Here is a 23,764-nt window from a genome sequence, read left to right on the forward strand (position 1 = left end):
ATTACTTCCCCTTTCTCATCATGTTGCTCGGATAAATCTTTTTGTCTACTTTAAATGTAACGATTTGCAGGGGATGGCGGGCAGCATCAAGCTCGTTTCCGTCTTCGTCCCAAATAGTGCCGATTGTGAATGTGAAATTGTCGATTTCAGGACCGAAAAATTCCACTTCGTCACCTTGTTTAAAGAAATTGCGCTGCTGGAGCGTCACCATTTGAGTTTCCTCGTTATACGCGAGCACGAGACCGGCAAAATCAAATGTTGTTTTCTTTCCGTGTTCACCGAACATCTGCTCTTCATACCCGGGCGTGCCTTCAAAGAAAGCAGGCGCGGTATCCCGGTTTGCACATTTGTCCAGCTCATCCAGCCATTCTTTTTGAATGACAAAGTTTTCAGGATCAGCGCAGTATGCGTCGATGACTTTGCGATACACGCTGACAACCGTCGCAACGTAATGAATCGATTTCATCCGGCCTTCAATTTTCAGGCTGTCGATGCCCATCTCGATCATTTGCGGAATGGATTCAATCAATTTTAAATCTTTCGGGCTCATCGCAAACGGAGCGTCTTCTTCGCCATAGAGCGCGACCGCGTTTGCACCGTCTGTCTGATACAGGTCATAATCCCAGCGGCAGGACTGACAGCAGCCGCCGCGGTTGGAATCCCGGGCTGTCATGTGATTGCTCAGCACGCATCGGCCTGAATAAGCAATACACATAGCGCCGTGGATAAAGGTTTCAATTTCAATATCCACTTTTTCCTTCATTTCTTTAATTTCCAGTCCGCTCGTTTCACGGGCAAGCACCACGCGGTCAAGCCCTTCTTCTTTCCAGAACTGCACCGCTTTCCAGTTGGAAAGGGACTGCTGTGTACTGAGGTGAATTTCTACGTCCGGGGCCACTCTCCGGCATGTTTCAATAATCAGCGGATCAGCGACGATAATTCCGGCAACTTTTGCGTCTCCCAACGCTTTTAAGTATTCTTCCAGACCGTCCATATTTTCATTATGGGCGAAAATGTTTGTTGTCACATATATTTTCGCCCCGTATTTTTTGGCAAATTCTACGCCCTCTGCGATTTCTTCTATTGAGAAGTTATCCGCATTTGAGCGGAGTCCGTATTCCTGTCCTCCGATAAAAACCGCGTCCGCTCCGTAATGAACGGCAATTTTTAATTTTTCAAGGTTTCCTGCCGGAGCAAGGAGTTCAGGTTTTTTCGTAATGACGCGTTTTCCGTTTACGACTTTGGAAATGGTTTGATTTACGGCTGTCATCCGTTGCACCCTCCTTTTTAATAGACCGTTTCTTTAAAGAAGAATCCTGTGTCGATGCTTCTGTTCACAGGCTGAATGCTTTCAATCCGCTCTATCCAGCTCTCTTTTTTCTCTTTGTATGTCTCTCGGCTTTCGAAGCACAAATCGATTGCTTCTCTGTACATGCGGGTCACTTCAGTTAAGTATTCAGAAGACTTCAAAACTCCGTCGATTTTGAAAGAATCGATGCCGGCGTCCATCAGGTCCTCTAATTCATCAATCATGCACACATCGTTCGGGCTCATGATGTGCGTGCCGTTTTCATCTTCAAAAATCGGGTATTTATTGCCCCGTTCCTTGTCATGCAGAAACATCCCCGCTTCTTTTTTCTTCTGTTCGATGTCCATGACTTTACCCTGGTATTCGAAGTAATGGCCCACTAAAGAACGCTTCGATTGGAACATGCAAGTCATGCCGTGGATTTGAATTTCAATTTCCACTTCAGCGTTTTCTTTTATGTCAATGATGCTGTCCATATTTAATTCCTTAGCCAGCACTGCCCGCCGTGCGCCTTTGCGTCCCCAGTAATTGCAGGAATAGTAGTTGGTTCCCGTTGTTTCCGTGCTCCAGTGCAGTTTAAGCTCGGGAGCCGCTTCACGCGCCGCCATTAAAACGGCCGGATCACCGAAAACAGCCGCATCAACGCCGGCCTCCTGCAAAAAGGCAAGATAGCCGTTCAGCTCGTCCACTTTTTCGTTGTGAAAAATAGCATTGACGGCGGCATACACTTTCGCGCCTTCCTGATGAGCTGTCTTTACGGCTTCTTTTATATCTTCTCTTGAAAATTCACCGGCCAGTCTCAGGCCGTATCTCTGTTCTCCGACTAACAGGGCCGTTGCGCCCGCTTGAATGAGCGGAAGAATATCCTGTACAGAAGTCGGAGTCACCAAAAGTTCAGGTTTTTTCATGATCCTTCACCTCTTCTTTTTACTGATGGCGATGCCGTCTCCGACCGGCAGTATGACCGTTTGATAGTCAGGCCGGTCCATCAGCCATTGGTTATATTGATCAATTTTTTCAACAAGCTTCCGTCTTCTTTTCGGCTCAATGTCCGAGTGATTTTGTGCCACCAGCCCTTTAAACAGAACATTGTCCGTAAAAATGACTCCATCCGGCGCAAGCATCGGTTCATAGAGCTCAAAAAAGTTCGTGTACTGGCCTTTGGCCGCGTCGATAAAAATGGCATCATAAGGAGCCGTGACACGGACAGACTCAGAAAGTTCCAGCGCATCCCCGTGCATTACGTGAATCCGGTTTTCCATTTCAAAGTCTTTTATATTGTTCACAGCTTCTTCATAGCGTTTGTCGTCCCGTTCAATCGTGTAAATATTCGCATCCGGAAGCTCAAGCGCCATCCGTATGGCGGAATATCCGATTGCCGCGCCGATTTCCAAAATGTTTTTCGCCTGTTGAATCGACAGCATTTGAAGCAGCACTTCAATGCCCGCTTCTTCCATAATCGGAACATGGTGCTCTTTTGCATAGGCTTCAAGCTTTTTCACTTTATCAGGCCGAGGCTTCAGCATCGCGTTTATATACTCGTTTATTTGTTCATACCGATCATTCACGGCAAACAGCCTCCGTTCTAAAAAGGAGTGCCCCTGACGAATCCGCGGGGACACTCTCTTAAGACACTTCTTTATCCATAAGTAAACAACCCGATATATTTTATCATAAAACCTTTCAGAATGGAATAAAAGGAGAGCTTTTGCCCTCCTTTTATTCGCTGTCTTTTTTGGAAATATACTTTTCCTTCGCTTTATTATGGTCTTTTAATGTTTTGGTGAAAACGACCTCGCCGTTTGATTTTGCAAGGAAATAAAGATAATCCGTTTTGTCAGGGCGGAGAGCCGCTTCCCATGATGAATCACCGGCATTTGCAATTGGTCCCGGCGGCAGCCCCTTATGTTTATACGTATTAAACGGGGAATCAATTTTCAGGTCTTTGTAGTAGACCCGGCTTTTATGCTTACCGGCCGCATATAATACCGTCGGGTCAGTCTGCAGCGGCATTTTTTCTTCGAGCCTATTGTAAAAAACGCTGGCGATTTTGTGACGGTCGGCTTTAGCGGTGGCTTCTTCTTCAATAAGCGATGCCATCGTCAGCGCGTTATGGACGGAAAGTTTCTTTTTTTCCAGTTCAGATTTATACGTTTCGATACGGGTGTTTGTTTCCTGAACCATTGCCGTCAAAATCGTGTCAAGCGATGCATCCGGATCATTAAACGGATATGTGGCCGGATACAGATAGCCTTCGAGCGGATGCTTGAGCTTCTTGTTTGAAAGCGCGTCCGTTATCGTATCAGGAAACTGTTTTTTCAGTTTGCCGATGAATGTTTTGTCATCCAGTTTCGCCATGATCTCTTCTTTTGAATATGATGTTTCTTTTGCGATCGCATCCGCAATCTGTGTAAGCTGTTTTCCTTCAGGAACGGAGATCTGAAAGGCATATCCCGTTGATCCCGCGGTCAGTTTTTTGATAATCGCATCCGCATCCATTCCTTTATTCAGGTGGTAAAATCCCGCCTGAAACCCGGAAGCGCCTTTATACTTCACATACAGCTGAAATGCTTTTTTGCTTTTGATGACATGCTGATCCTCAAGAATTTCAGCGATTGCCGAAACGGAAGAACCGCTCGGAATATTAATATTGACTGCCGTTTTGCTGCCTTTGTCAACCGGGGACAGCAGAGATTTTCCATAGAAAAAAGCACCGCAAATGATGATAAGCAGAGCGATCACGGAGGACAGTATTATCGTCGTTTTTTTGTTTTTACGCGGAAATGAATTTTTAGTCTGATTGATATTCATACAAGTATTTTCCTCCCAACAGCTCTTATACTACATGATTCATGTGCATTCGGCAATTTATTACAAAAAAAAAGCCGAAGCGCATATGAGCTCCGGCTTTTTCCGTTCATTTTATTCTTCGTCTTCTTCCGCTAAAAACGTATTCAGCGTTTCTTCGATCATTTCCCACTCTTCATCGGTTTCAATCGGCATCAGTTCGCCGTCTTCACCGTTTTCGTTCGGTTCGAAACTTGAAGCGTGAATTTCGATTTCATCATCGTCTTGAGCATCAATCGGATAATAAAGTACGTAAGATTTGTTGAATGTGTCGTTTTCAAATGTGAACAGTACTTCGCAAAGCTGTTCGTTGCCTTGATCATCGACAATTGTAATGTGTTTTTCGCCGTGTTCCATTTCTTTTCACCTCTTAGTTTAAACTGTCCAGATATCCTTGAAGTATCATGACAGCCGCCATTTTATCAATGACTTTTTTTCGTTTTTGCCTGCTGACGTCAGCCGCGATCAGCATTTTTTCAGCCGCCATCGTCGTCAGACGCTCGTCCCATAGCACAACAGGGACATTGTACGCTGTTTCAAGCAGTTTCGCAAATGTTTGGCTGGCTTCGCCTCTCGGACCGATCGTCCCGTTCATGTTTTTCGGAAAACCGAGCACGATCTTCTCTACATTATAGTCTTTCATCAGCTCGGATAAACGGTCCAGACCGTAATCTCCTTCAGCCTCGTTTATTTTTATCGTCTCAATGCCCTGAGCGGTCCAGCCCATTTCATCGCTTAAAGCTACGCCGAGTGTTTTCGTTCCAAGATCAAGTCCCAATATTCTCATGAATGTATTTACGCCTCTTTATGCTGTTCTAGATAGGATTTTACCAATTCCTCGATTAATTCGTCACGTTCCAGTTTGCGAATTAAGTTCCGGGCGTCGCGATGCCTAGGAATGTATGCAGGATCTCCAGACAGCAAGTATCCGACAATCTGGTTGATAGGATTGTACCCCTTTTCCTGAAGCGCATCATATACCGTATTCAGCACTTCTTCGACGTTTGTTTCAGCAGAATCATCGGAGAAATTAAATTTCATCGTTTTATCAAACGAGCTCACCGTTTTGCACCTCTTTCCCAAATTCGCAGGCAAAGTTCAGCCTGAGGTCCTCATCTTATCATCATTCTACACTAGTTGAAAGGATTATAAAACGGATTTTATCCAATCTTCCGCAGATGCCAGCGCCTCTTCCAATTTTTCAGGCTGCTTTCCGCCGGCCTGCGCCATGTCCGGACGGCCTCCGCCTCCGCCTCCGCAGACTTCAGCAGCTTGTTTGACCATTTTGCCGGCATGAAGGCCTTTTTCGATCAGGTCTTTCGTCACGCCTGCTGAAAGGTTGACTTTCTCGTTTTGCACGGCGCCGAGAATAATGACCGCAGAACCGAGCTTCGCTTTCAGATCATCCACCATAGTGCGAAGGTGGTTCATGTCTTTCGCATTTACTTTTTCAGCCAGCACTTTTACGCCGCCGATGTCTTTTACTTTAGACAAAATGGCTCCGGCTTCCACATTGCCAAGTTTGCTGAGCAATGATTCATTTTCTCTTTGCGCTTCCTTCAGCTCTGCTTGAAGAGACTGAATTCGCTTCGGTACGTCTCTTACGTTTGATTTCAGCTCGTCCGCAGCGTGCTGCAGAAGGCTGAGCTGGCTGTTCATTTCCTGATAAGCGCCTTTTCCTGTTACGGCTTCGATTCTTCGCGTCCCTGCGCCGATCCCTGATTCGGATACGATTTTAAACAGGCCGATTTCTGCCGTATTCGTGACATGGCATCCGCCGCAAAGCTCAAGGCTGTAATCTCCGACTTGTACGACGCGGACGATATCGCCGTATTTCTCGCCGAACAGGGCCATCGCGCCCATTTCTTTCGCTTCATTGATCGGTTTCAAATCAATCGCTACCGGAATGCTCTCCCAGATTTTTTCGTTGACGATTCCTTCAATGCGTTCAAGTTCTTCTTTCGTCACTTGACCGAAATGAGAGAAGTCAAAACGCAGGCGATTTTCGGTAACGAGTGAACCCGCTTGGTTGACATGTGTGCCGAGAACGTCTTTCAGCGCCTGGTGCAGAAGGTGGGTTGCCGTATGGTTTTTCACCACGCCGCTTCTCATTTGATCTTCAACTTCAGCCGTCACGCTTGCGCCTTTTTGAATCGTGCCGCTATCCACCGTGCCTTCGTGTACATGCTGACCGTTCGGAGCTTTTTTCACGTCCTTAATGGTTACGACAGCCTGCTCGCTTCTCAGCACTCCTCTGTCACCGATCTGTCCGCCGCTTTCAGCATAGAAAGGCGTTTTGTCGAGAAGGATTTGGACGGTATCCCCTTCATGCGCCTCGCTGATTAATTGCCCGTCATGAAGAAGCTCGATCACCTTCGCTTCAGCTTTTACGGCACTGTAGCCGACAAATGTGCTTTCTGCGGTAATGTCGCGCAATGCGCCGCCCTGCACCTGCATGCTTCCTACATCTTGGCGCGCATTTCTCGCCCGTTCACGCTGTTTTTCCATTTCGGCTTCAAAGCCTTTATGGTCAACTTTCATTTGCTCATCTTCCGCGTATTCCTCCGTTAATTCAACCGGGAATCCGTACGTATCGTACAGTTTGAATACGTCTTTTCCGGAGATGATGCCGCTGCCTTTTTCCTTCTCTTTCTTTATCACGTCGGATAAAATGGCCAGACCTTCGTTTAATGTTTCGTGGAAGCGCTCTTCCTCCGTTTTGATGACTTTGGCTATAAACTCTTGCTTTTCTTTCACCTCCGGATAGAAAGCGTCCATAATTCCTGCAACAGTCGGTACCAGCTCGTACATAAACGGACGGCTGATCCCGATGGTTTTCGCGTATCGCACTGCCCGGCGCAAGAGGCGTCTCAGTACATACCCGCGCCCTTCATTTGACGGCAGAGCTCCGTCGCTTACCGCAAATGCGACCGTTCTGATATGATCGGCGATCACTTTAAAGGCCGTATCCTTCACTGCATCCTTTCCGTAAGCATCTCCGGAAATGCGCTCTGTTGCTTCAATAATCGGCATAAACAAATCAGTGTCAAAGTTTGTCGGGACATCCTGAATCACGGAGACCATCCGTTCAAGCCCCATGCCCGTATCAATGTTTTTCTTCGGAAGCGGTGTGTATGTGCCGTCCGGGTTGTGGTTGAACTCTGAGAATACCAGATTCCATACTTCAAGATAACGATCATTTTCGCCGCCCGGATACAATTCAGAATCTGACGGGTCATTGCCGTATTTCTCGCCGCGGTCATAGAAAATTTCCGTATTCGGTCCGCTCGGGCCTTCGCCGATATCCCAGAAGTTCCCTTCCAGACGAATGATTCTTTCTTCCGGAACGCCGATTTTTTCCGCCCATAGCGTATAAGCTTCTTCATCCTCAGGGTGAACCGTTACAGACAGCAGCTCCGGATCAAAGCCGATCCACTTTTCGCTCGTTAAAAACTCCCATGCCCACGTGATGGCTTCTTCTTTAAAATAATCACCGATGGAAAAGTTTCCGAGCATCTCAAAGAACGTGTGGTGGCGCGCCGTTTTCCCCACATTTTCAATATCATTTGTTCGGATTGATTTTTGCGCGTTTACAATTCTCGGATTCTCCGGCACAACGCGGCCGTCAAAGTATTTTTTCAGCGTCGCAACGCCGCTGTTGATCCATAATAAAGACGGATCTTCATGCGGAACCAATGAGGCGCTCGGTTCAACGGCATGGCCTTTTTCTTTAAAGAAATCTAAAAACATTTGACGCACTTCAGCAGAAGTTAAGTGTTTCATCTATATTCCTCCTTATCACTACCCGAAATTCTCTTTTGCGACAGCAAAAAAGCTCTCTCCCTATGCAAACCATGCGTTCACACAGGGACGAGAGCTGTCTCGCGGTACCACCCTGATTACAGGCCGAAAAAGGCCTGTCACCTTTCATCCCGTAACGCAGGACTGCGGCAGCCTTTAACTGCACTCAGGATTAGCTTCCGCCGATCTTCTGCTGAAGCTCCTTTCAGCGTATCGGAGCTTCTCTCTTAAACAGGGCTTCGGCGTACTCATATCCGTCACTCGAGATTCGTATGTATTCTACTCGAAATTATAGACAAGCAGAACCCGAATGTCAATGTTCCGTCCTGATCCGCAAAAAGTGTATGGCCGTCACTTTTAAAACGGCTGCCGCCGGAACAGCGAGAATCATGCCGGGAATGCCCGCGAGCTCTCCTCCGGCAAGGAGCGCCAGCATGATCACGACGGGGTGCATTCTGAGACTGCGCCCGACAATAAGCGGGCTCAAAATGTTTCCTTCTATAAATTGCAGAATAAAAATGGTGACGATTACGATGATCACAGCTTTAGCAGAAATCGCCAGCGAAAGGAGCAGCGCCGGTACAGCGCCGATAAACGGACCGAAATACGGGATGACATTCGTAATCCCGATGGCAAGACCTAAGATCAGCGGATAAGGAAGCCCGAACAGCCAAAATGAAACGCCGGCTATTAACCCGAGCAAAAAACAAACGAGAAGCTGACCGCGGATGTAATCACCGAGAGAATCGTCCACATCCCGCAGAAATTCACTCCCCCTTTTCCTCCAGGACTTCGGCGTCAAATACCAGACTGTCTTTTTCATGACGTCTATATCCTTCACCATATAGAACACGAGAAAAGGAATCGTCGCCGCGATCAGGATATAATCAAGCACGAAACGGATGCTTCTGATCGTGCTTTCAATCGTGCCGGCAAGAAACGTTTCTGTCTGCTGAATCATTTTGTCCATCCGATGGTGCATGCCGTCAGGCCAATGATCCGTGTGATTGTGCAGATGCTTCAGTATACTGTTGTAGTTTTTGGCAAGACCGGGAATGCTCTCAGACAGATCCTGCAGCTGTTCAATTAAAACAGGAACCCCTTTATAAACCCCCCAGCCGATTCCGCCGAAAAACAGGCAATAAATCAGAAGCAGGCTTAAAGTTCTAGGCATCCCTTTTCTATGAAGCCATTCAGTAATCGGAAGTAAAAGATAAGCAATAAATACTGCGATGAATATAGGAATAAAGAGAGATTTTATAACAAGCCAAATGGGAGACCATAACATATCGAGCATGCAAAAGACATACACTGTTAACAAAACGAGCAGACATACAGCCGTCCACATTAAGAGCTGCAGCGGTTTTTGAAGCATGACGTTTCACCTCTTGCTTTATCTTTTGACAGAAAGCCGGAATTATTCCCGTTTCATAAACTCCGCCTTATGACGCAGACCTCTTGACGGAAATAATTATCAGAAATTACGAAATAATCTAAATAATATTCATAAAAATCTGTATAACCATCGTAATGTGTTAAAGGATTTCAAAAACTGTCCAGTCAATATGACTCATGTTTTTTTAAGGAGGATGGCCATGATTTCATTTCAGGATGTAAATAAGCACTACGGACATTTCCACGTGCTGAAAAACATTAATCTGCACATTAAAAAAGGGGAAGTCGTCGTTATCATCGGACCTTCAGGATCGGGAAAAAGCACGCTTCTCCGCTGCATTAATCAGCTGGAAACAGTTGATGGAGGCGCCTTAACGGTAAACGGCGTCTCCATCCATGACAAGAAAACGGATATAAATCAGGTCCGCCGCAATATCGGCATGGTGTTTCAGCATTTTCATCTGTACCCGCACAAAACCGTTCTGCAAAACATCATGCTCGCACCGATCAAAGTGCTAAAGCAATCAATAGAAGAAGCAAAAGAAACGGCCTTATACTATTTGAAAAAAGTCGGTATACCGGAAAAAGCGGACGCTTATCCTTCACAGCTTTCGGGCGGCCAGCAGCAGCGTGTCGCCATCGCCAGGGGGCTTGCGATGAAGCCCGAAATTATGCTGTTTGATGAACCCACATCCGCGCTTGATCCGGAAATGATCGGGGAAGTGCTGGATGTCATGAAAACACTCGCAAAGGAAGGCATGACCATGGCAGTCGTCACACATGAAATGGGATTCGCAAAAGAAGTGGCGGACCGCATCGTGTTTATCGACGGCGGAGCCATCTTAGAAGAAGCTGCACCGGCTGAATTTTACGAAAGCCCCCGTGAAGAGAGGGCGCGTTTATTCTTAAGCCGTATTTTAAATCACTGAAAAGAAACGGAGGAGCGCTTATGTCACGCGTAACAAAATGGTTGTCATTCGGATTAATATCACTGCTGGCCGTCTTTATGCTGGCAGCCTGCGGAGGGAAAGAAACGTCCGGGGATTCAAAAGGAACGGGAAAAGACACGTTAGCCTCTATTAAAGACAGAGACAAAATCATCTTCGGCGTCAAAACCGACACGAGGTTATTCGGGCTGAAAAACCCAAGCTCCGGTGATATTGAAGGCTTCGATATTGATATCTCAAAACAGCTCGCAAAAGATATTCTGGGGGATGAGAAGAAAGCGGAATTTAAAGAAGTGACGTCAAAAACGAGAATTCCGATGCTGCAAAACGGCGATATCGATGCCATCACCGCCACGATGACGATAACGGATGAGCGGAAAAAAGAAGTTGATTTCTCGGATGTTTATTTTGAAGCCGGGCAATCCCTGCTCGTCAAAAAAGGAAGCAGCATCAAAAGCACCGAAGACCTGGGAAAAGGCTCAAAAGTATTGGCGGTAAAAGGCTCTACTTCCTCACAAAACATCAGAGAAAAAGCGCCTGACGCCTCAGTGCTGGAATTTGAAAATTACGCCGAAGCGTTCACTGCGCTTAAAGCGGGACAGGGAGATGCGCTCACAACCGATAATGCGATTTTATACGGCATGGCAGATGAAAATAAACAATATCAGCTGACAGGCGAAACCTTCACCGATGAACCTTACGGAATCGCCGTCAAAAAAGGCCAATCCGGACTCATCAAGGAAATCAACGCCTCTTTGAAAAAAATGAAAGCCGACGGCAGGTACGAAAAAATCTATAAAAAATGGATTAAAGAAGAACCGGCAAAATAGAAAGGACCGCGGGATGAGCAGCCATGCTCATCCCCGTTTTATAAGGAGTGACATAGATGAACTTTTCAATTTTAACGGAAAACTTCGATATGTATATGGACGGTTTCCTGCACACATTGCTTGCGAGCTTCGTCGCGCTGGCAGGCAGTTTTGCGCTGGGCGTTCTGATCGCAGTCATGAGAATCACGGCTTTCAAACCCCTTCAATGGATCGGCACTGCGTATGTGGAATTTATCCGGAACATCCCGCTTCTCCTCATCACATTCGTTTTTTATTTCGGACTTCCGAACGCCGGGCTGAGACTGGACGGCTTTCAGGCGGGAACGATTGCGCTTACGATTTATACGTCCGCCTTTATCGCAGAAGCCATCAGAGCCGGAATTCAGACTGTCTCCAAAGGGCAGATGGAAGCGGCCAGATCGTCAGGCTTCACCTACAGTCAGGCGATGAGATACGTCATTCTTCCTCAGGCCGTAAAAATCGTGATTCCCCCGCTCGGAAACCAATTTCTCAACCTTGTCAAAAACTCATCAATACTCGGAGTGGTGGCGGGACTCGATTTGATGTATCAGGCGGATCTCGTTTCCTCAAGCACTCTTGTCGTGTTTGATGTCTATATTTTCGTCGCGCTTTTTTATTTGGTATTAACGATCCCGCTCAGCATCGGGGTTCACTATTTGGAAAGACGTCTCGGAAAGAGTTATTAGAAAAGGAGAGTGAAAAACATGGATTTTAGCGGCGCCTATACACCTGACCATCTGCTGTTTTTATGGGACGGCTTTTTGGTCACACTTTATGTTGCGCTGATCTCCATTGTCCTGAGTTTTATTTTCGGGCTTGCCGCCGGCACTTTGCGCTATGCGAAAATTCCTATCGTTTCGGGCAGTATAGCGGCCATTGTGGAAACCATCCGCAACCTGCCGCTGTTATTAATCATTTTCTTTACGTTTTTTGCCCTTCCGGAAATCGGGATCAAACTGGAAATTACCGCGGCCGCCATTACGGCGCTTACGATTTTTGAATCGGCCATGCTGTCAGAAATCATCAGAAGCGGTTTGCAATCCGTTGACAAAGGACAGATTGAAGCGGCGCGTTCTTCAGGACTGACGTACACGCAGACTCTTTTTCTCGTCGTCATGCCGCAGGCGCTCAGGCGTATGGTTCCTCCGATTGTGAGCCAGTTTATTTCTTTATTAAAGGATACGTCACTTGCGGTCGTCATCGCTCTGCCCGAACTGATTCATAACGCGCAGATTTTAAACGGACAAAGCGCTGACGGAGGGTATTTTTTCCCGATCTTTCTGCTGGCGGCCCTGATGTATTTCGCGGTCAATTACAGCCTGTCTCTCGCGGCCAGACGGCTGGAAGCGAGACAAACGTAAAAAGGATACTTCCGGAGAAGTATCCTTTTTTCTGCTTAAAACATTTTCATGACTCGTCTTCTCATCCGTTTCATACCTTTTTTATTCAGCATATCGGACTGAGAAGCCATACGATACATAACGGCTCCAGCTCCTAAAGCCAACAGAGAGGTCATTGTTCTGCCCATCGCGCGTATCTCCTTTCAACTTTAAAAATTGATACTGCGTTCGTCTTCAGAAAACAAATCATCAAGACTGCTTAATGTACCGTCTTCCTCTACTTGATGTGTTGCAATTTTGCCTTTGGCCACCGTCAGCTCAATGAAGCAGCCCCAGCAATAGTATTGGTTTACGCCGATTTTGCCGATATCTTTACTTTTGCAGTTCGGACATACAAGCACAGACTACACCTCTTATCCGTTCAGGACGATGCCTTCTTTCCCCGCTTCAATAAGCGTATCGGCGGCGCGGCGCACTTGGCGTCTGCCAGCCAGATCTGAAAAGAAGCCGTCCGAGAGTTCATATGCTACGATTATGCCCTTGTCCAAACAAAAGTATACATCTTCCAGTAAACCGAACATTTCACCATCAGGCGATTTCACCGGCTGCATCTTAATCTGTTCAAAGGTGAAACAGCTCTTCGGCAAAGGCTGCAAATGAGCATGACCGGAAGCTACGGCTTCTTGTTCCATCTCTTTTATATCACTTGCCTCTAAAAAAAGATGGCGGTTGTGAAACAGGCGTTTCTGCTCCAGAACGAAACCGAGAAACCGGCCGTCCAGAGAGAAACATACATCCGATATCATCCCGAGACTGCGCCCGTTTTCGTCATATACTGTTCGTCCTTCAGCTGCATGGCATGTTCTCAAAGTGTGATCAACCACCTTTTGTTGAACACGTATAGGTTTTGCCAAGAAGCCGGGCAGCATACTTTGAAATGACTTCCACAGGCGAAAACCCGGCGCATGTTTATGCTCCGGGTTTTATTTACGCTTTTTCTTCCATAAAGTCAAACGGCGTGATGCCTTCCATTCCGATGTTCGCATCATGTACACTGAACGGCAGCTCTTTTTGCAGGGCGGCCAGTTCTGCATCCATCTCTTCAGTCTGCTCTGTGAGCCTGTTTTTAAGCGACGTCTGTCTGACGGTGGCATCATTGTTTTTGACGCCCCATTCAAGCGCTTCTTCTTCTCCGCAAAGAATCAGAAATTTTTTCGCTCTTGTTATGGCGGTATAAAGCAGATTTCTCCTGAGCATTCGATAGTAGCCTTTGACGACAGGCAGGACGACAATAGGGAATTCGCTTCCCTGCGACTTATGAATGGAACAGCAGTAAGCGTGGGTAAACTGGCTGAAATCCTTTTTCGTAAAGGTGATTTCGTTGCCGTCAAACGAGACGACGACCATGTCTTCTTTTTCCGTATTTTCTTTGGCATAAAAAATGGACACGATTTCGCCGATATCGCCGTTAAACACATTGTTTTCCGGCTGGTTGACAAGCTGTAATATTTTATCGCCCGTCCTGTAGACGACATCACCGAATTTCAGCTCCCGCCTTTTTTCTTTCGGCGGATTCATGATGTCTTGAAGAAGCATATTCAGCTCGTTAATTCCCGCTTTTCCCCTGTACATCGGGGCAAGCACTTGAATATCCCTGGAGGTATACCCCTTTTTTAACGCGTTCGAAACGACCTGATCCACGACTTCTTTAATCTGTGAAGAATTACAGCGGATAAATGAGCGGTCCTTTGTCGGCGCGGTCAGCCCCTTTGGAAGCAGTCCTTTTTTCATATCATGCGCAAGTTCCACAATGGATGATCCTTCAGCCTGACGGTAAATATCTGTCAGGCGCACGGTCGGCAGCACCTCAGAAGCCAAAAGGTCTCTGAGCACCTGCCCCGGTCCGACTGAAGGAAGCTGGTCTTCATCACCGACGACAATGAGCTGAATGTGCTTAGGAAGCGCCTTAAACAAATGGCTGGCGAGCCAGATATCGAGCATACTCGCTTCGTCTATAATAATCAGTTTCCCTTCAATCGGCTGATCTTCATTGTAGGTAAAGCCTTCAGCGCCATTCCAGCCGAGCAGCCTGTGAATCGTAACAGCCGGCAGACCCGTAGATTCGCTCATCCGTTTTGCGGCTCTTCCCGTCGGCGCGGCAAGCAGCAGCGGAAACGCCTCGTCTTTTTTATAATCACCGGGGTCAAGCGATACTCCGTGCAGTTCACTGTATAATTCCACGATTCCTTTAATAACGGTCGTTTTCCCCGTCCCGGGTCCTCCGGTCAATAAAAGCATCGGTGAAGACAGCGCTTTTTGAATGGCATCCTTTTGGCTTGGTGCGTATTGAACATTCATCCGTTCTTCCAGTTCACCGAGTGCAAGCAGAAATTCCGATTCAGGAAATTGATCGGCATACTCCGTCTGAGCCGCAATGTCGAGCACGCGTTTTGCGACATTTTGTTCGGCGTAAAACAAGGACGGAAAATAGCAGCGCTCTCCTTCAATGACGATATCCTTACTCTCCCCGAGGGCGATGATGCCGTCAGCCGCATCCATTTCTGTGACGCGGCCGCCTTCAGCTGACTGATTCAGGAGCGTTTGCGTATTGATAATCAGCTGCTTTGTCTCTATGTACGTATGGCCTTCTGAAAGACAGGTCGATTCAATCGTATATAAGATTGCCGCTTTGATCCGCTCCGGGTGGTTTCCTGACAGACCCATTTTTCCGCCCAGCTCGTCAGCTTTCACAAAGCCGATGCCTTCAACGTCTTTTACAAGCTGATAAGGATTTTCCTGAATTTTCTCCAGGGTTTCCGTTTCGTAGGCCTGATATATTTTCATTGATAGCTGGGGCCCGAAACCGTATTGGTTCAGAGAGATCATAATCTGCTCCAGCCCCTGATGCCGCTGCAGCTCTCCGGCAAGCTTATCCGCTTTCTTTTTCGACATTTTCGGCACATCGTAAAGCACCGACGCATCCGTCAGAATTTTATTGAGCGCGCCGTCTCCGAGCTTTTTGACGATTTCTTCCGCCGTTTTTTTTCCGATTCCTTCAAACAGATCACTTGATAAGTAGTGAATGATCCCTTCTTTTGTGGTCGGAATTTCTTTTTTAAAGTGTTCAGCCTGAAATTGCAGGCCGAACTTAGGATGCGTGGCGGTTTTTCCATAAAATGTGTAGGTCTCATCTTCTTGCAGCAGAGGGAAGTAGCCCGTTACGGATACGACCTTGTCTTCGATCGCCTCAGACGTTTCTGCAACTTTGACTTTCAGCACTGTATACAGGTTGGTGTCATTATGATAAATGACCGTATGAATGATGCCTTTTACATACGGCTGTTCTTCGATGTTCAGCTGATCCACGAGCCTTCCCTCCTTTTGTTACGACTGGGTGATAAGCTGTTTCGCATGAAGCGCAAGCATATGATCAGGCTGTATGCCGATTGCGCCTTCCAGCATCTCAAGCGCCTTTTCACGATTTTCTTTGTACGCGTAAGCGACTCCGGCATTATAAAATGCGTCCGCGTGGCTTGGGTCCTGCTCGATCACCGTCTCAAACTGCGTCAGAGCTTCATCCAGCATTTCTTCATTTGCGAGACACATTCCGAACTGGAAGCGTGCTTCCGTGTCATTTTCGTTTAATTCAACGGCACGCTGCAAATACGGCAGTGCAAGCTTCGGCCGCTCTAATTTAACGAGAACGGTCCCCAGCATATAAAACAAATCTCCGTTTTCCATTCCGGAGCGAAGCGCTTTTTCAAACATATCCTTCGCTTCGGAAAACGATTCTTTCATCACATATACGTTTCCCGCACCGTAATAAGCGGCTGCCGCCGAATTGTCCAATTCGAGCGCTCTGTTATAGAATGCAAGCGCCCGTTCGAGTTCGTTCACAGAAGAAAGCAGATTTGCGAAGTTGATATACGGCACCGGATCTTGCCCGTTTTCCTCAATCGCTTTCGTAAAAGCCTCTGCCGCTTTTTCAAAATCGCCCTCCTGCATGGCGTCAATCCCGATTTTATTATAATCCATTTTTAACTTCCTTTCGCTAAAAAACCCCAACATGCGAGTTGAGGTTTTTTACATGTGTTATACGTACCACAGTTTTGTTCCGTCTTTATAAACGTCATCTATCGTTCCGCCGCCGAGGCACTCTTCTCCGTCATAAAAAACGACGGCTTGTCCCGGCGTAACGGCGCGTACCTGCCCGTCAAAAATGACTTCCGCTTCATCATCACCCGTCATTTTCACCGTTACTTTGTGATCTTCCTGACGGTAGCGGAATTTCGCCGTGCATGTCATTTCGCCGCCGTCCATCAGACCGGGACGCGTCCAGCTGACATTTGTCGCCGTGATCTTATCGGAATACAGAAGCGGATTATGGAATCCTTGATCAACATACAGAATGTTTTTTTCAAGATCTTTACCGACGGCGAACCACGGCTCGCCGCTTCCGCCGATTCCAAGACCGTGGCGCTGTCCGATTGTATAATACATCAGACCGTCATGACGCCCTTTTACTTCTCCGTCCATTGTCATCATATCGCCCGGCTGAGCGGGGAGATATTGGCTGAGAAACGTTTTAAAGTTGCGTTCGCCGATAAAGCAGATTCCCGTGCTGTCTTTTTTCGCAGCTGTCGCAAGTTCCGCTTCTTTGGCGATTTCCCGCACGCGGCTTTTTTGCAGATCACCGATCGGGAACATGACTTTGCTGAGCTGTTCCTGATTGAGCTGATTCAGAAAATAAGTCTGGTCCTTGTTTTCATCCAGGCCGCGGAGCATGCGCACTGTACCTGCGCTTCTGTCCACGCGGGCGTAATGGCCCGTCGCAAGATAATCCGCGCCGAGTGACAGAGCATGATCCAAGAAAGCCTTAAACTTAATTTCTTTATTGCACATGACATCCGGATTGGGGGTTCTTCCGGCTTTATATTCATCAAGGAAATATTGAAATACCTTTTCCCAATATTGCTTTTCAAAATTGACGGCATAATACGGAATTCCGATCTGGTTGCAGACCCGGATGACGTCTTCATAATCTTCCGTCGCCGTGCAAAAACCGTTTTCGTCCGTATCATCCCAGTTTTTCATAAAGATTCCGATTACATCGTAGCCCTGCTCCTTCAGCAGAAGGGCCGCCACGGAAGAGTCCACGCCGCCGGACATGCCGACTACGACTCTTGTATCCTCCGGCCGTTTTTCCATTTGCATTCACTCCATTAAAAACGTAAGTCCGCCGTTTTAAGCAAGCCGTTTAACGACGGCGGCAAGCTTTTCGGCGGCTGTTTCGATTTGTTCCGCCGTATTGCCGAGGCCGAAGCTGAGACGGATTGACGAAGTCAGCCTGCCGCTCTCACTTCCGAACATGGCCGTAAGCACATGGGACGGAAGAACGGATCCCGCTGTACAAGCAGATCCGCTGGAGACGGCAATGCCTTCCATGTCAAGATTGACCAGCAGCGCTTCCACCGGCACACCGGGAAAGTAAAGGTTTAAAATATGAGGCAGGCATTTCTCGGCATCTCCGTTCACCTCCGCTGTTACGCCGGATTTTTCCAGCGTGCTCATGATAATGTTCTTAAACTCCTTATACTTCGCTGTTTTCTCTTCCCTCTCACGGTTTGAAAGGACGACCGCTTCTTTTAAGCCGGCGATGCCCGGTACATTTTCCGTCCCCGCGCGGCGCTTTCGTTCCTGCTCTCCCCCGAGAAGAATCGGTGACAGCTTCACCTCTTGATTTACATATAAAAAGCCTGTCCCTTTAGGCCCGTTAAGCTTGTGACCTGAAACAGACAGCATGTCAATTCTGCTTTTTTTCACGTCAATCGACATATAACCGAATGCCTGGACGGCATCTGTGTGAAAATAGGCCTGATGCCCGCTTAACAGCTCTCCGATTTCGTCAATCGGCTGAATGGTTCCGACTTCGTTATTGCCATACATGACGGTAACAAGGATTGTATCATCACGGAGCGCTTCTTTCACCTGATTTGCACTGATCCGTCCTGAAGGGCCGGGGATGAGGTATGTCACCTCAAAGCCGTCTTCTTCCAGCTTTTCGCAGGCGTGCAACACAGCATGATGCTCAACAGCGGTCGTAATGATATGCTTTCCTTCATTCTTCCGGGCGGCAGCCGTTCCGAAAATCGCTAAATTATCAGCCTCCGTGCCGCCGCTTGTAAAAATAATTTCCTGTTCTTTCGCACTGATTTCGCGCGCGATGTCCGCTCTCGCTTCATCGACCCATTTCCGGGATTCTCTCCCGAATGAATGAATGCTTGACGGGTTGCCGAAACTGCCGAAGAAATGGGGCTTCATCTCTTCGAGCACACGCTCATCCATCGGGGAAGTCGCGGCATGATCTAAATAAATCCGTTCCATTGTCTGTACACCTCTGGTTTAAATATAGAACATATAAGCTTCCTGCTCGCCGTCCGTGTAGCTCGCAAGGTCTTCTAACGTCGTGCTGTCCAGCACGTCTTTTACAGCGTCGCGGATGCGGATCCATAACTCCCGCTTGGCAGGCTCTTCATCCTCAAGCACTTCTACCGGGCTGATCGGCCCTTCCAGCACTCTGATAATATCTCCGGCCGTTATCTCTTCAGGCTGGCCCCCGAGCACGTAACCCCCGTAAGCGCCTCTGATGCTTTTTACGAGTCCGGCGTTTCTGAGCGGTGATACAAGCTGTTCCAAGTAATGCTCAGAAAGGCTGTTTGTTTGGGCGATGCTTTTGAGCGACGTCGGACCGTCTCCGTGCTTTTTCGCCAATTCAATCATAATGGTGAGCCCGTATCTTCCCTTTGTCGATATTTTCAATATGAACACCCCAGTCAATTCTAATTGTTAATTTATACAAGTAAATGGATATGAATAATCTGTTTAGTATCTTATAGACCAACTGTTATTATAACATAACTTATCCTAATTTTCATTGAAACACGGGGCCCGCCGCAATTCGCTTTTCTAATCGTCCGTTTTCCGTTACCCTGTATATGTAAGGAGAGATGTTCATGAAACCACTGGCGTATCGGATGCGGCCTGCCAATATTGAAGACATTATCGGCCAGGAACATTTGGTCAAAGAAGATAAAATCATCGGCAGAATGGTGCGTGCAAAGCACTTATCATCCATGATCCTGTACGGACCGCCGGGCATCGGAAAAACATCCATCGCCACAGCGATCGCAGGATCGACAAGCATCGCATTCAGGAAATTGAATGCCGTCATTCATAATAAAAAAGACATGGAGATTGTCGTACAGGAAGCGAAAATGTCAGGCCAGGTCATTTTAATCCTTGACGAAGTGCACAGGCTTGATAAGGGAAAGCAGGATTTTCTGCTGCCCTATTTAGAAAACGGCATGATTATTTTAATCGGCGCGACGACCGCCAACCCTTATCATGCCATTAACCCGGCCATCAGAAGCCGTACCCAGATATTTGAGCTTGAACCGTTAACACCCGATCTGATCAAGCAGGCATTGAAAAGAGCGCTCACAGATGAACACCGGGGACTCGGTTCTTACAGCGTTTCGGTGGACGACGACGCGATGGATCATTTCGCACAAGGGTGCGGGGGAGACGTCCGCTCCGCTTTGAACGCACTGGAGCTTGCCGTGCTCTCCACAAAGGAATCAAGCGACGGCACGGTCCGGATTACACGGGAAACGGCGGAAGAATGTCTGCAGAAAAAAAGCTATACTCATGATAAAAACGGCGATGCGCATTATGACGTCTTATCCGCCTTCCAAAAATCGATCCGAGGCTCGGACGCAAACGCCGCCCTTCATTATCTGGCCCGTCTGATCGAAGCCGGAGACCTTGAAAGCATATCAAGAAGGCTTCTCGTGATCGCCTATGAAGATATCGGCCTCGCAAGCCCGCAGGCAGGCCCCCGGGTGCTGAGCGCGATTCAGACCGCAGAACGGATCGGCTTTCCGGAAGCGAGAATTCCGCTGGCCAATGCGGTAATCGAATTATGCCTCTCGCCAAAATCAAACTCCGCCATCTCAGCCGTTGATGAGGCGCTCAAAGACATCAGAACGGGTAAAATCGGCGATGTGCCGAAACATCTAAAAGACGCCCACTATAAAGGGGCCCAAGAGCTCGGACGCGGGATCGGCTATCAATATCCTCACGATTTCGAAAACGGATGGGTCGAACAGCAATATTTGCCCGATCCGTTAAAAAACAAGCAATACTATAAACCGAAACAAACGGGGAAATTTGAAGCCGCCATAAAGCAAGTGTATGAAAAACTGATGAAGCAGAAAAAATAACCGGACAAGGACATCCTATGTGTTCTTGTCTTTTTTGATACCGGCCAAAATCTTTCGTGTAAACGGCGGATTCAAATAAAAAACAGCCTTTCCTGAAGAAGGCTGTTTTTCTTTTTATTTATCTTTAACCCGTTTAATGTCGATGTCCTTTAAGAGCTCCATGACAACATGTCCGCCCATAATCAGGCCGGCCACTGACGGAACCCAGGCGTTGGAAGACGGCGGCATTTGCGCTTTGCGGATTTTCGCTTCATCATTCCCGACTTCTTTTCTGACGTCTTCACGGATGACGATCGGGCTTTCATCAGAAAAAATGACCTGTACGCCTTTTTTAATGCCCTCTTTGCGAAGCCTTATGCGGACGACTTTGGCAATCGGATCGGTATGGGTTTTTGAAATATCAGCAATCTGAAAGCGTGTCGGGTCTGTTTTATTCGCCGCTCCCATGCTTGAAATCAGCGGAACATTCCGTTTCAGACATTCTTTCATCAGATGAATTTTATAATGAATCGTATCCGACGCGTCAATGACGTAATCAAGCGGATACTCAAAGAACTGCTCATATGTCTCTTCTGTATAAAACATTTTTAAGGCAACGACATCGCAATCCGGATTAATATCCGCGATCCGCGCTTTCATCAAGTCTGTTTTCGGCTGTCCCACCGTCGACAAGAGCGCATGCAGCTGGCGGTTTACGTTTGTAATGTCAACATCATCTTTATCGACAAGCACGATCCGCCCCACTCCGGACCTCGCCAATGCTTCGGCTGCGAATGAACCGACTCCGCCGACGCCGAGAACGGCCACCGTGCTGTTTTTTAACGTGTCCAGCCCTTCTTTTCCAATCGCTAGCTCATTTCTGGAAAACTGATGTAACAAGAACCTCACTCCACATTCTGGTTTTATAAACTCGGCTTGTCAAAAAGCCGCTGGTTTTAGCGCACAAAAAATAAAGTCCCAATTGTGCCGTTGCAGCTTTCCTTCGTTTTGAACCCGCTCTCAGCAGGTGGGTGCCCTTTTTTAAATCTTGTAAGTCCTCTTAACGAATGAAAAGAGGCATGTACGCCATTTAAAAATGCGGGCTCCCAAATCAAAAAAATGTTCGGTCAAAACTAGGTGTACAACTAACACATCAGGACTTTATTTAACTTGTCAAAATCATATCACAGCAGATTTTGATTTTCAAGAAACAAACTGCTGATCTTTACTGTTTCACTTTTCTTTTGACAGAAAGGTGAAGTTCTTCAAGCTGGGCCTCGCTCACTTCGCCGGGCGCTTCCGTAAGAAGGCAGCTTGCGCTTGCCGTTTTCGGGAAAGCGATCGTATCTCTTAAGTTTGTGCGGCCTGCAAGAAGCATAACCAAACGGTCTAAGCCGAGCGCGATTCCGCCGTGCGGAGGGGCGCCGTATTCAAAGGCTTCAAGAAGGTATCCGAATTCCTCCTCCGCTTCTTCTTTTGTAAAGCCGAGAAGCCCGAACATTTTTTCCTGAACGTCTTTTTCAAAAATACGGATTGAGCCTCCGCCGAGTTCATAGCCGTTTAAGACAAGGTCATAAGCCTGCGCTTTCATATCTTCAGGCGCCGTTTCAATCAGGTCAAGATCTTCACGGACAGGCATTGTAAACGGGTGGTGAGCCGCATAGAAACGGCCTTCTTCCTCGTCATGCTCCAGTAACGGCCAGTCCACAACCCACAGGAAGTTGAAGAGGCTTTCGTCAATCAGGCCGCGTTCTTTGCCGAGCTTTAAGCGAAGCGCGCCGAGGGATTGAGCCACAACCTCAAACTTATCAGCGCCGAACAGGAGCAGATCGCCTTCAGAAGCATCAAGCGCTTCAGCCAGTTTTGCCTGCTTCTCTTCATCAAAGAATTTCGCAATCGGGCCTTTTACGCCGTCAGCTTCAACTTTCACCCAAGCGAGACCTTTCGCGCCGTAATTTCCGGCAAAAACGCCGAGCGCATCGATATCTTTTCTGGAATAGTCGCCGGCAGCGCCTTTGACATTGATCGCTTTTACAACACCGCCGTTTGCCACGGCTGATGAGAACACCTTAAATTCAGTATCTTTCACTATGTCTGACACGTCCGTCAGCAGCATGCCGAAGCGGGTATCGGGTTTGTCGGAACCGTAGCTGTTCATCGCTTCTTCATATGTCATTCGCGGAAGCGGCAGCGGTACTTCAACACCTTTTGTTTCAAGCATGACTTTCGCCATCATCTCTTCCGCCAGAGCCATGATGTCCTCTTGACTCATAAAGGACATTTCGATATCAATCTGCGTAAATTCCGGCTGGCGGTCGGCACGCAAGTCTTCATCGCGGAAGCAGCGGGCCACTTGATAATACCGTTCAAAACCCGACACCATCAGAAGCTGTTTAAAAATCTGCGGCGATTGCGGAAGGGCGTAAAATTCTCCTTCATGCACCCGGCTCGGCACTAAGTAATCACGGGCGCCTTCGGGAGAGCTTTTTGTTAAAATCGGTGTTTCAATATCAAGAAATCCGTTTTCATCCAAGAAATGGCGGATGGATTTTGTGACTTGATGGCGCATTTGCAATGTTTGAAACATCGCGGGGCGGCGCAAATCCAAATAGCGGTGTTTTAACCGGACGTCTTCAGAAACGTCAGCCGCCTGGTCACTGATCGGAAACGGAGGCGTTTTCGCCGTACTGAGCACCGTCACCGCTTCAGCTTTGATTTCAATTTTACCGGTTTTCAGGTTGGGATTCACCGTGCCTTCTTCACGGGCAGAAACCGTGCCTTCGATATCAAGCACATATTCGTTTCTGATTGCTTCCGCTGCGGCAAGGGCTTCCTTCGATACGTCAGGGTTGAACACGACTTGCACAATACCCGAGCGGTCACGCAAATCAATGAAAATCAAGCCGCCGAGATCGCGCCGCTTCTGCACCCACCCTTTCAGTTTGACGGTTTCGCCAATCGCTTTTTCAGTTATCTCGCCACAATAATATGTTCTTCCAAACATAGCGTTCCT

The 23,764-nt window shown here is 47.6% G+C and carries 24 protein-coding genes, 1 other RNA gene and 1 other annotated feature; of the genes, 5 read left to right on the forward strand and 20 right to left on the reverse strand.

The window, feature by feature from the left end; translation table 11 throughout:
* Position 1: 1 nt before the first annotated feature.
* The 9 genes from G4O42_RS12485 to G4O42_RS12525 all read right to left on the reverse strand — a co-directional run bounded on the left by G4O42_RS12485 (position 2) and on the right by G4O42_RS12525 (position 9,332).
* Entirely contained in the window at positions 2–1,270 is a 1,269-nt protein-coding gene (locus G4O42_RS12485) for a peptidase U32 family protein (protein WP_007612788.1), read from the reverse strand.
* Between the two features lie 17 nt (positions 1,271–1,287).
* Positions 1,288–2,217 (reverse strand): peptidase U32 family protein, encoded by a 930-nt coding sequence (locus G4O42_RS12490; protein ID WP_032873887.1) that lies wholly within the window; start codon positions 2,215–2,217, stop codon positions 1,288–1,290.
* 6 nt (positions 2,218–2,223) lie between these two features.
* Positions 2,224–2,877 (reverse strand): O-methyltransferase, encoded by a 654-nt coding sequence (locus G4O42_RS12495; protein WP_007612793.1) that lies wholly within the window; start codon positions 2,875–2,877, stop codon positions 2,224–2,226.
* A 151-nt stretch (positions 2,878–3,028) separates the two neighbouring features.
* Positions 3,029–4,120: an endolytic transglycosylase MltG gene (gene mltG, locus G4O42_RS12500; protein WP_032873884.1), complete on the reverse strand. Its 1,092-nt coding sequence runs from the start codon at positions 4,118–4,120 to the stop codon at positions 3,029–3,031.
* A gap of 111 nt (positions 4,121–4,231) precedes the next feature.
* A complete protein-coding gene (locus G4O42_RS12505) occupies positions 4,232–4,513 on the reverse strand; it encodes a DUF1292 domain-containing protein (RefSeq protein WP_003152751.1) in 282 nt (93 codons plus the stop codon).
* 13 nt (positions 4,514–4,526) lie between these two features.
* Positions 4,527–4,943 carry a Holliday junction resolvase RuvX gene (ruvX, locus tag G4O42_RS12510; RefSeq protein ID WP_003152750.1) on the reverse strand — a complete coding sequence of 139 codons (417 nt, stop codon included), beginning with the start codon at positions 4,941–4,943 and terminating at the stop codon, positions 4,527–4,529.
* Between the two features lie 8 nt (positions 4,944–4,951).
* The gene (locus tag G4O42_RS12515) at positions 4,952–5,218 is read right to left on the reverse strand and encodes an IreB family regulatory phosphoprotein (RefSeq protein WP_012118070.1); all 267 of its coding nucleotides are present in this window, start codon (positions 5,216–5,218) and stop codon (positions 4,952–4,954) included.
* 84 nt (positions 5,219–5,302) lie between these two features.
* The gene (gene alaS / locus G4O42_RS12520) at positions 5,303–7,939 is read right to left on the reverse strand and encodes an alanine--tRNA ligase (RefSeq protein WP_032873881.1); all 2,637 of its coding nucleotides are present in this window, start codon (positions 7,937–7,939) and stop codon (positions 5,303–5,305) included.
* A gap of 80 nt (positions 7,940–8,019) precedes the next feature.
* Positions 8,020–8,227, reverse strand: a binding site (T-box leader).
* Between the two features lie 43 nt (positions 8,228–8,270).
* Complete coding sequence (locus tag G4O42_RS12525; protein ID WP_032873878.1) at positions 8,271–9,332, reverse strand: AI-2E family transporter; 1,062 nt, start codon at positions 9,330–9,332, stop codon at positions 8,271–8,273.
* Positions 9,333–9,552: 220 nt separating this feature from the next.
* Here G4O42_RS12525 and G4O42_RS12530 point away from each other — a divergent pair, with 220 nt between their 5' ends.
* From G4O42_RS12530 to G4O42_RS12545, 4 genes are read left to right on the forward strand one after another with little or no spacing between them, the layout of a single operon-like run.
* Positions 9,553–10,281, forward strand: a complete 729-nt coding sequence (locus tag G4O42_RS12530; protein ID WP_032873875.1) for an amino acid ABC transporter ATP-binding protein — start codon at positions 9,553–9,555, stop codon at positions 10,279–10,281.
* 20 nt (positions 10,282–10,301) lie between these two features.
* Complete coding sequence (locus tag G4O42_RS12535) at positions 10,302–11,129, forward strand: transporter substrate-binding domain-containing protein (protein ID WP_007408208.1); 828 nt, start codon at positions 10,302–10,304, stop codon at positions 11,127–11,129.
* A 56-nt stretch (positions 11,130–11,185) separates the two neighbouring features.
* Complete coding sequence (locus tag G4O42_RS12540; protein ID WP_032873872.1) at positions 11,186–11,836, forward strand: amino acid ABC transporter permease; 651 nt, start codon at positions 11,186–11,188, stop codon at positions 11,834–11,836.
* Between the two features lie 18 nt (positions 11,837–11,854).
* Positions 11,855–12,511, forward strand: a complete 657-nt coding sequence (locus G4O42_RS12545) for an amino acid ABC transporter permease (protein WP_032873869.1) — start codon at positions 11,855–11,857, stop codon at positions 12,509–12,511.
* A 35-nt stretch (positions 12,512–12,546) separates the two neighbouring features.
* Here the strand turns inward: G4O42_RS12545 and G4O42_RS12550 are convergent, their stop codons facing one another.
* The 8 genes from G4O42_RS12550 to cymR form a co-directional block, all read right to left on the reverse strand.
* A complete protein-coding gene (locus tag G4O42_RS12550) occupies positions 12,547–12,678 on the reverse strand; it encodes a YrzQ family protein (protein WP_003152741.1) in 132 nt (43 codons plus the stop codon).
* Positions 12,679–12,699: 21 nt separating this feature from the next.
* Complete coding sequence (locus tag G4O42_RS12555; RefSeq protein WP_003152738.1) at positions 12,700–12,891, reverse strand: hypothetical protein; 192 nt, start codon at positions 12,889–12,891, stop codon at positions 12,700–12,702.
* Between the two features lie 12 nt (positions 12,892–12,903).
* On the reverse strand, positions 12,904–13,359 hold the full coding sequence (locus G4O42_RS12560) for a PRC-barrel domain-containing protein (RefSeq protein ID WP_032873866.1): 456 nt from the start codon (positions 13,357–13,359) through the stop codon (positions 12,904–12,906).
* A gap of 118 nt (positions 13,360–13,477) precedes the next feature.
* The gene (gene recD2 / locus G4O42_RS12565; protein WP_032873862.1) at positions 13,478–15,856 is read right to left on the reverse strand and encodes an SF1B family DNA helicase RecD2; all 2,379 of its coding nucleotides are present in this window, start codon (positions 15,854–15,856) and stop codon (positions 13,478–13,480) included.
* An 18-nt stretch (positions 15,857–15,874) separates the two neighbouring features.
* Positions 15,875–16,495 (reverse strand): tetratricopeptide repeat protein, encoded by a 621-nt coding sequence (locus tag G4O42_RS12570; protein ID WP_087920803.1) that lies wholly within the window; start codon positions 16,493–16,495, stop codon positions 15,875–15,877.
* A gap of 87 nt (positions 16,496–16,582) precedes the next feature.
* Positions 16,583–17,698, reverse strand: coding sequence for a tRNA 2-thiouridine(34) synthase MnmA (gene mnmA, locus G4O42_RS12575; protein WP_012118077.1), 1,116 nt, complete (start codon positions 17,696–17,698; stop codon positions 16,583–16,585).
* Positions 17,699–17,734: 36 nt separating this feature from the next.
* Entirely contained in the window at positions 17,735–18,874 is a 1,140-nt protein-coding gene (locus G4O42_RS12580; protein WP_032873857.1) for a cysteine desulfurase family protein, read from the reverse strand.
* Positions 18,875–18,892: 18 nt separating this feature from the next.
* Positions 18,893–19,309, reverse strand: a complete 417-nt coding sequence (gene cymR, locus G4O42_RS12585; RefSeq protein WP_003152730.1) for a cysteine metabolism transcriptional regulator CymR — start codon at positions 19,307–19,309, stop codon at positions 18,893–18,895.
* A gap of 194 nt (positions 19,310–19,503) precedes the next feature.
* Between cymR and G4O42_RS12590 the strand changes: the two genes are divergently transcribed.
* Positions 19,504–20,772: a replication-associated recombination protein A gene (locus G4O42_RS12590; protein ID WP_029326053.1), complete on the forward strand. Its 1,269-nt coding sequence runs from the start codon at positions 19,504–19,506 to the stop codon at positions 20,770–20,772.
* Positions 20,773–20,886: 114 nt separating this feature from the next.
* Here G4O42_RS12590 and G4O42_RS12595 read toward each other — a convergent pair whose 3' ends face one another.
* The 3 genes from G4O42_RS12595 to aspS all read right to left on the reverse strand — a co-directional run bounded on the left by G4O42_RS12595 (position 20,887) and on the right by aspS (position 23,755).
* Positions 20,887–21,651, reverse strand: coding sequence for a tRNA threonylcarbamoyladenosine dehydratase (locus tag G4O42_RS12595; protein ID WP_032873855.1), 765 nt, complete (start codon positions 21,649–21,651; stop codon positions 20,887–20,889).
* A 71-nt stretch (positions 21,652–21,722) separates the two neighbouring features.
* Positions 21,723–21,914, reverse strand: a non-coding RNA gene (gene ssrS, locus G4O42_RS12600) — 6S RNA.
* Between the two features lie 62 nt (positions 21,915–21,976).
* A complete protein-coding gene (gene aspS / locus G4O42_RS12605) occupies positions 21,977–23,755 on the reverse strand; it encodes an aspartate--tRNA ligase (protein ID WP_032873853.1) in 1,779 nt (592 codons plus the stop codon).
* Positions 23,756–23,764: the final 9 nt, after the last annotated feature.

The sequence above is a fragment of the Bacillus sp. LUNF1 genome (genome assembly GCF_011008975.1).
Taxonomy (GTDB): Bacteria; Bacillota; Bacilli; order Bacillales; family Bacillaceae; genus Bacillus; species Bacillus velezensis.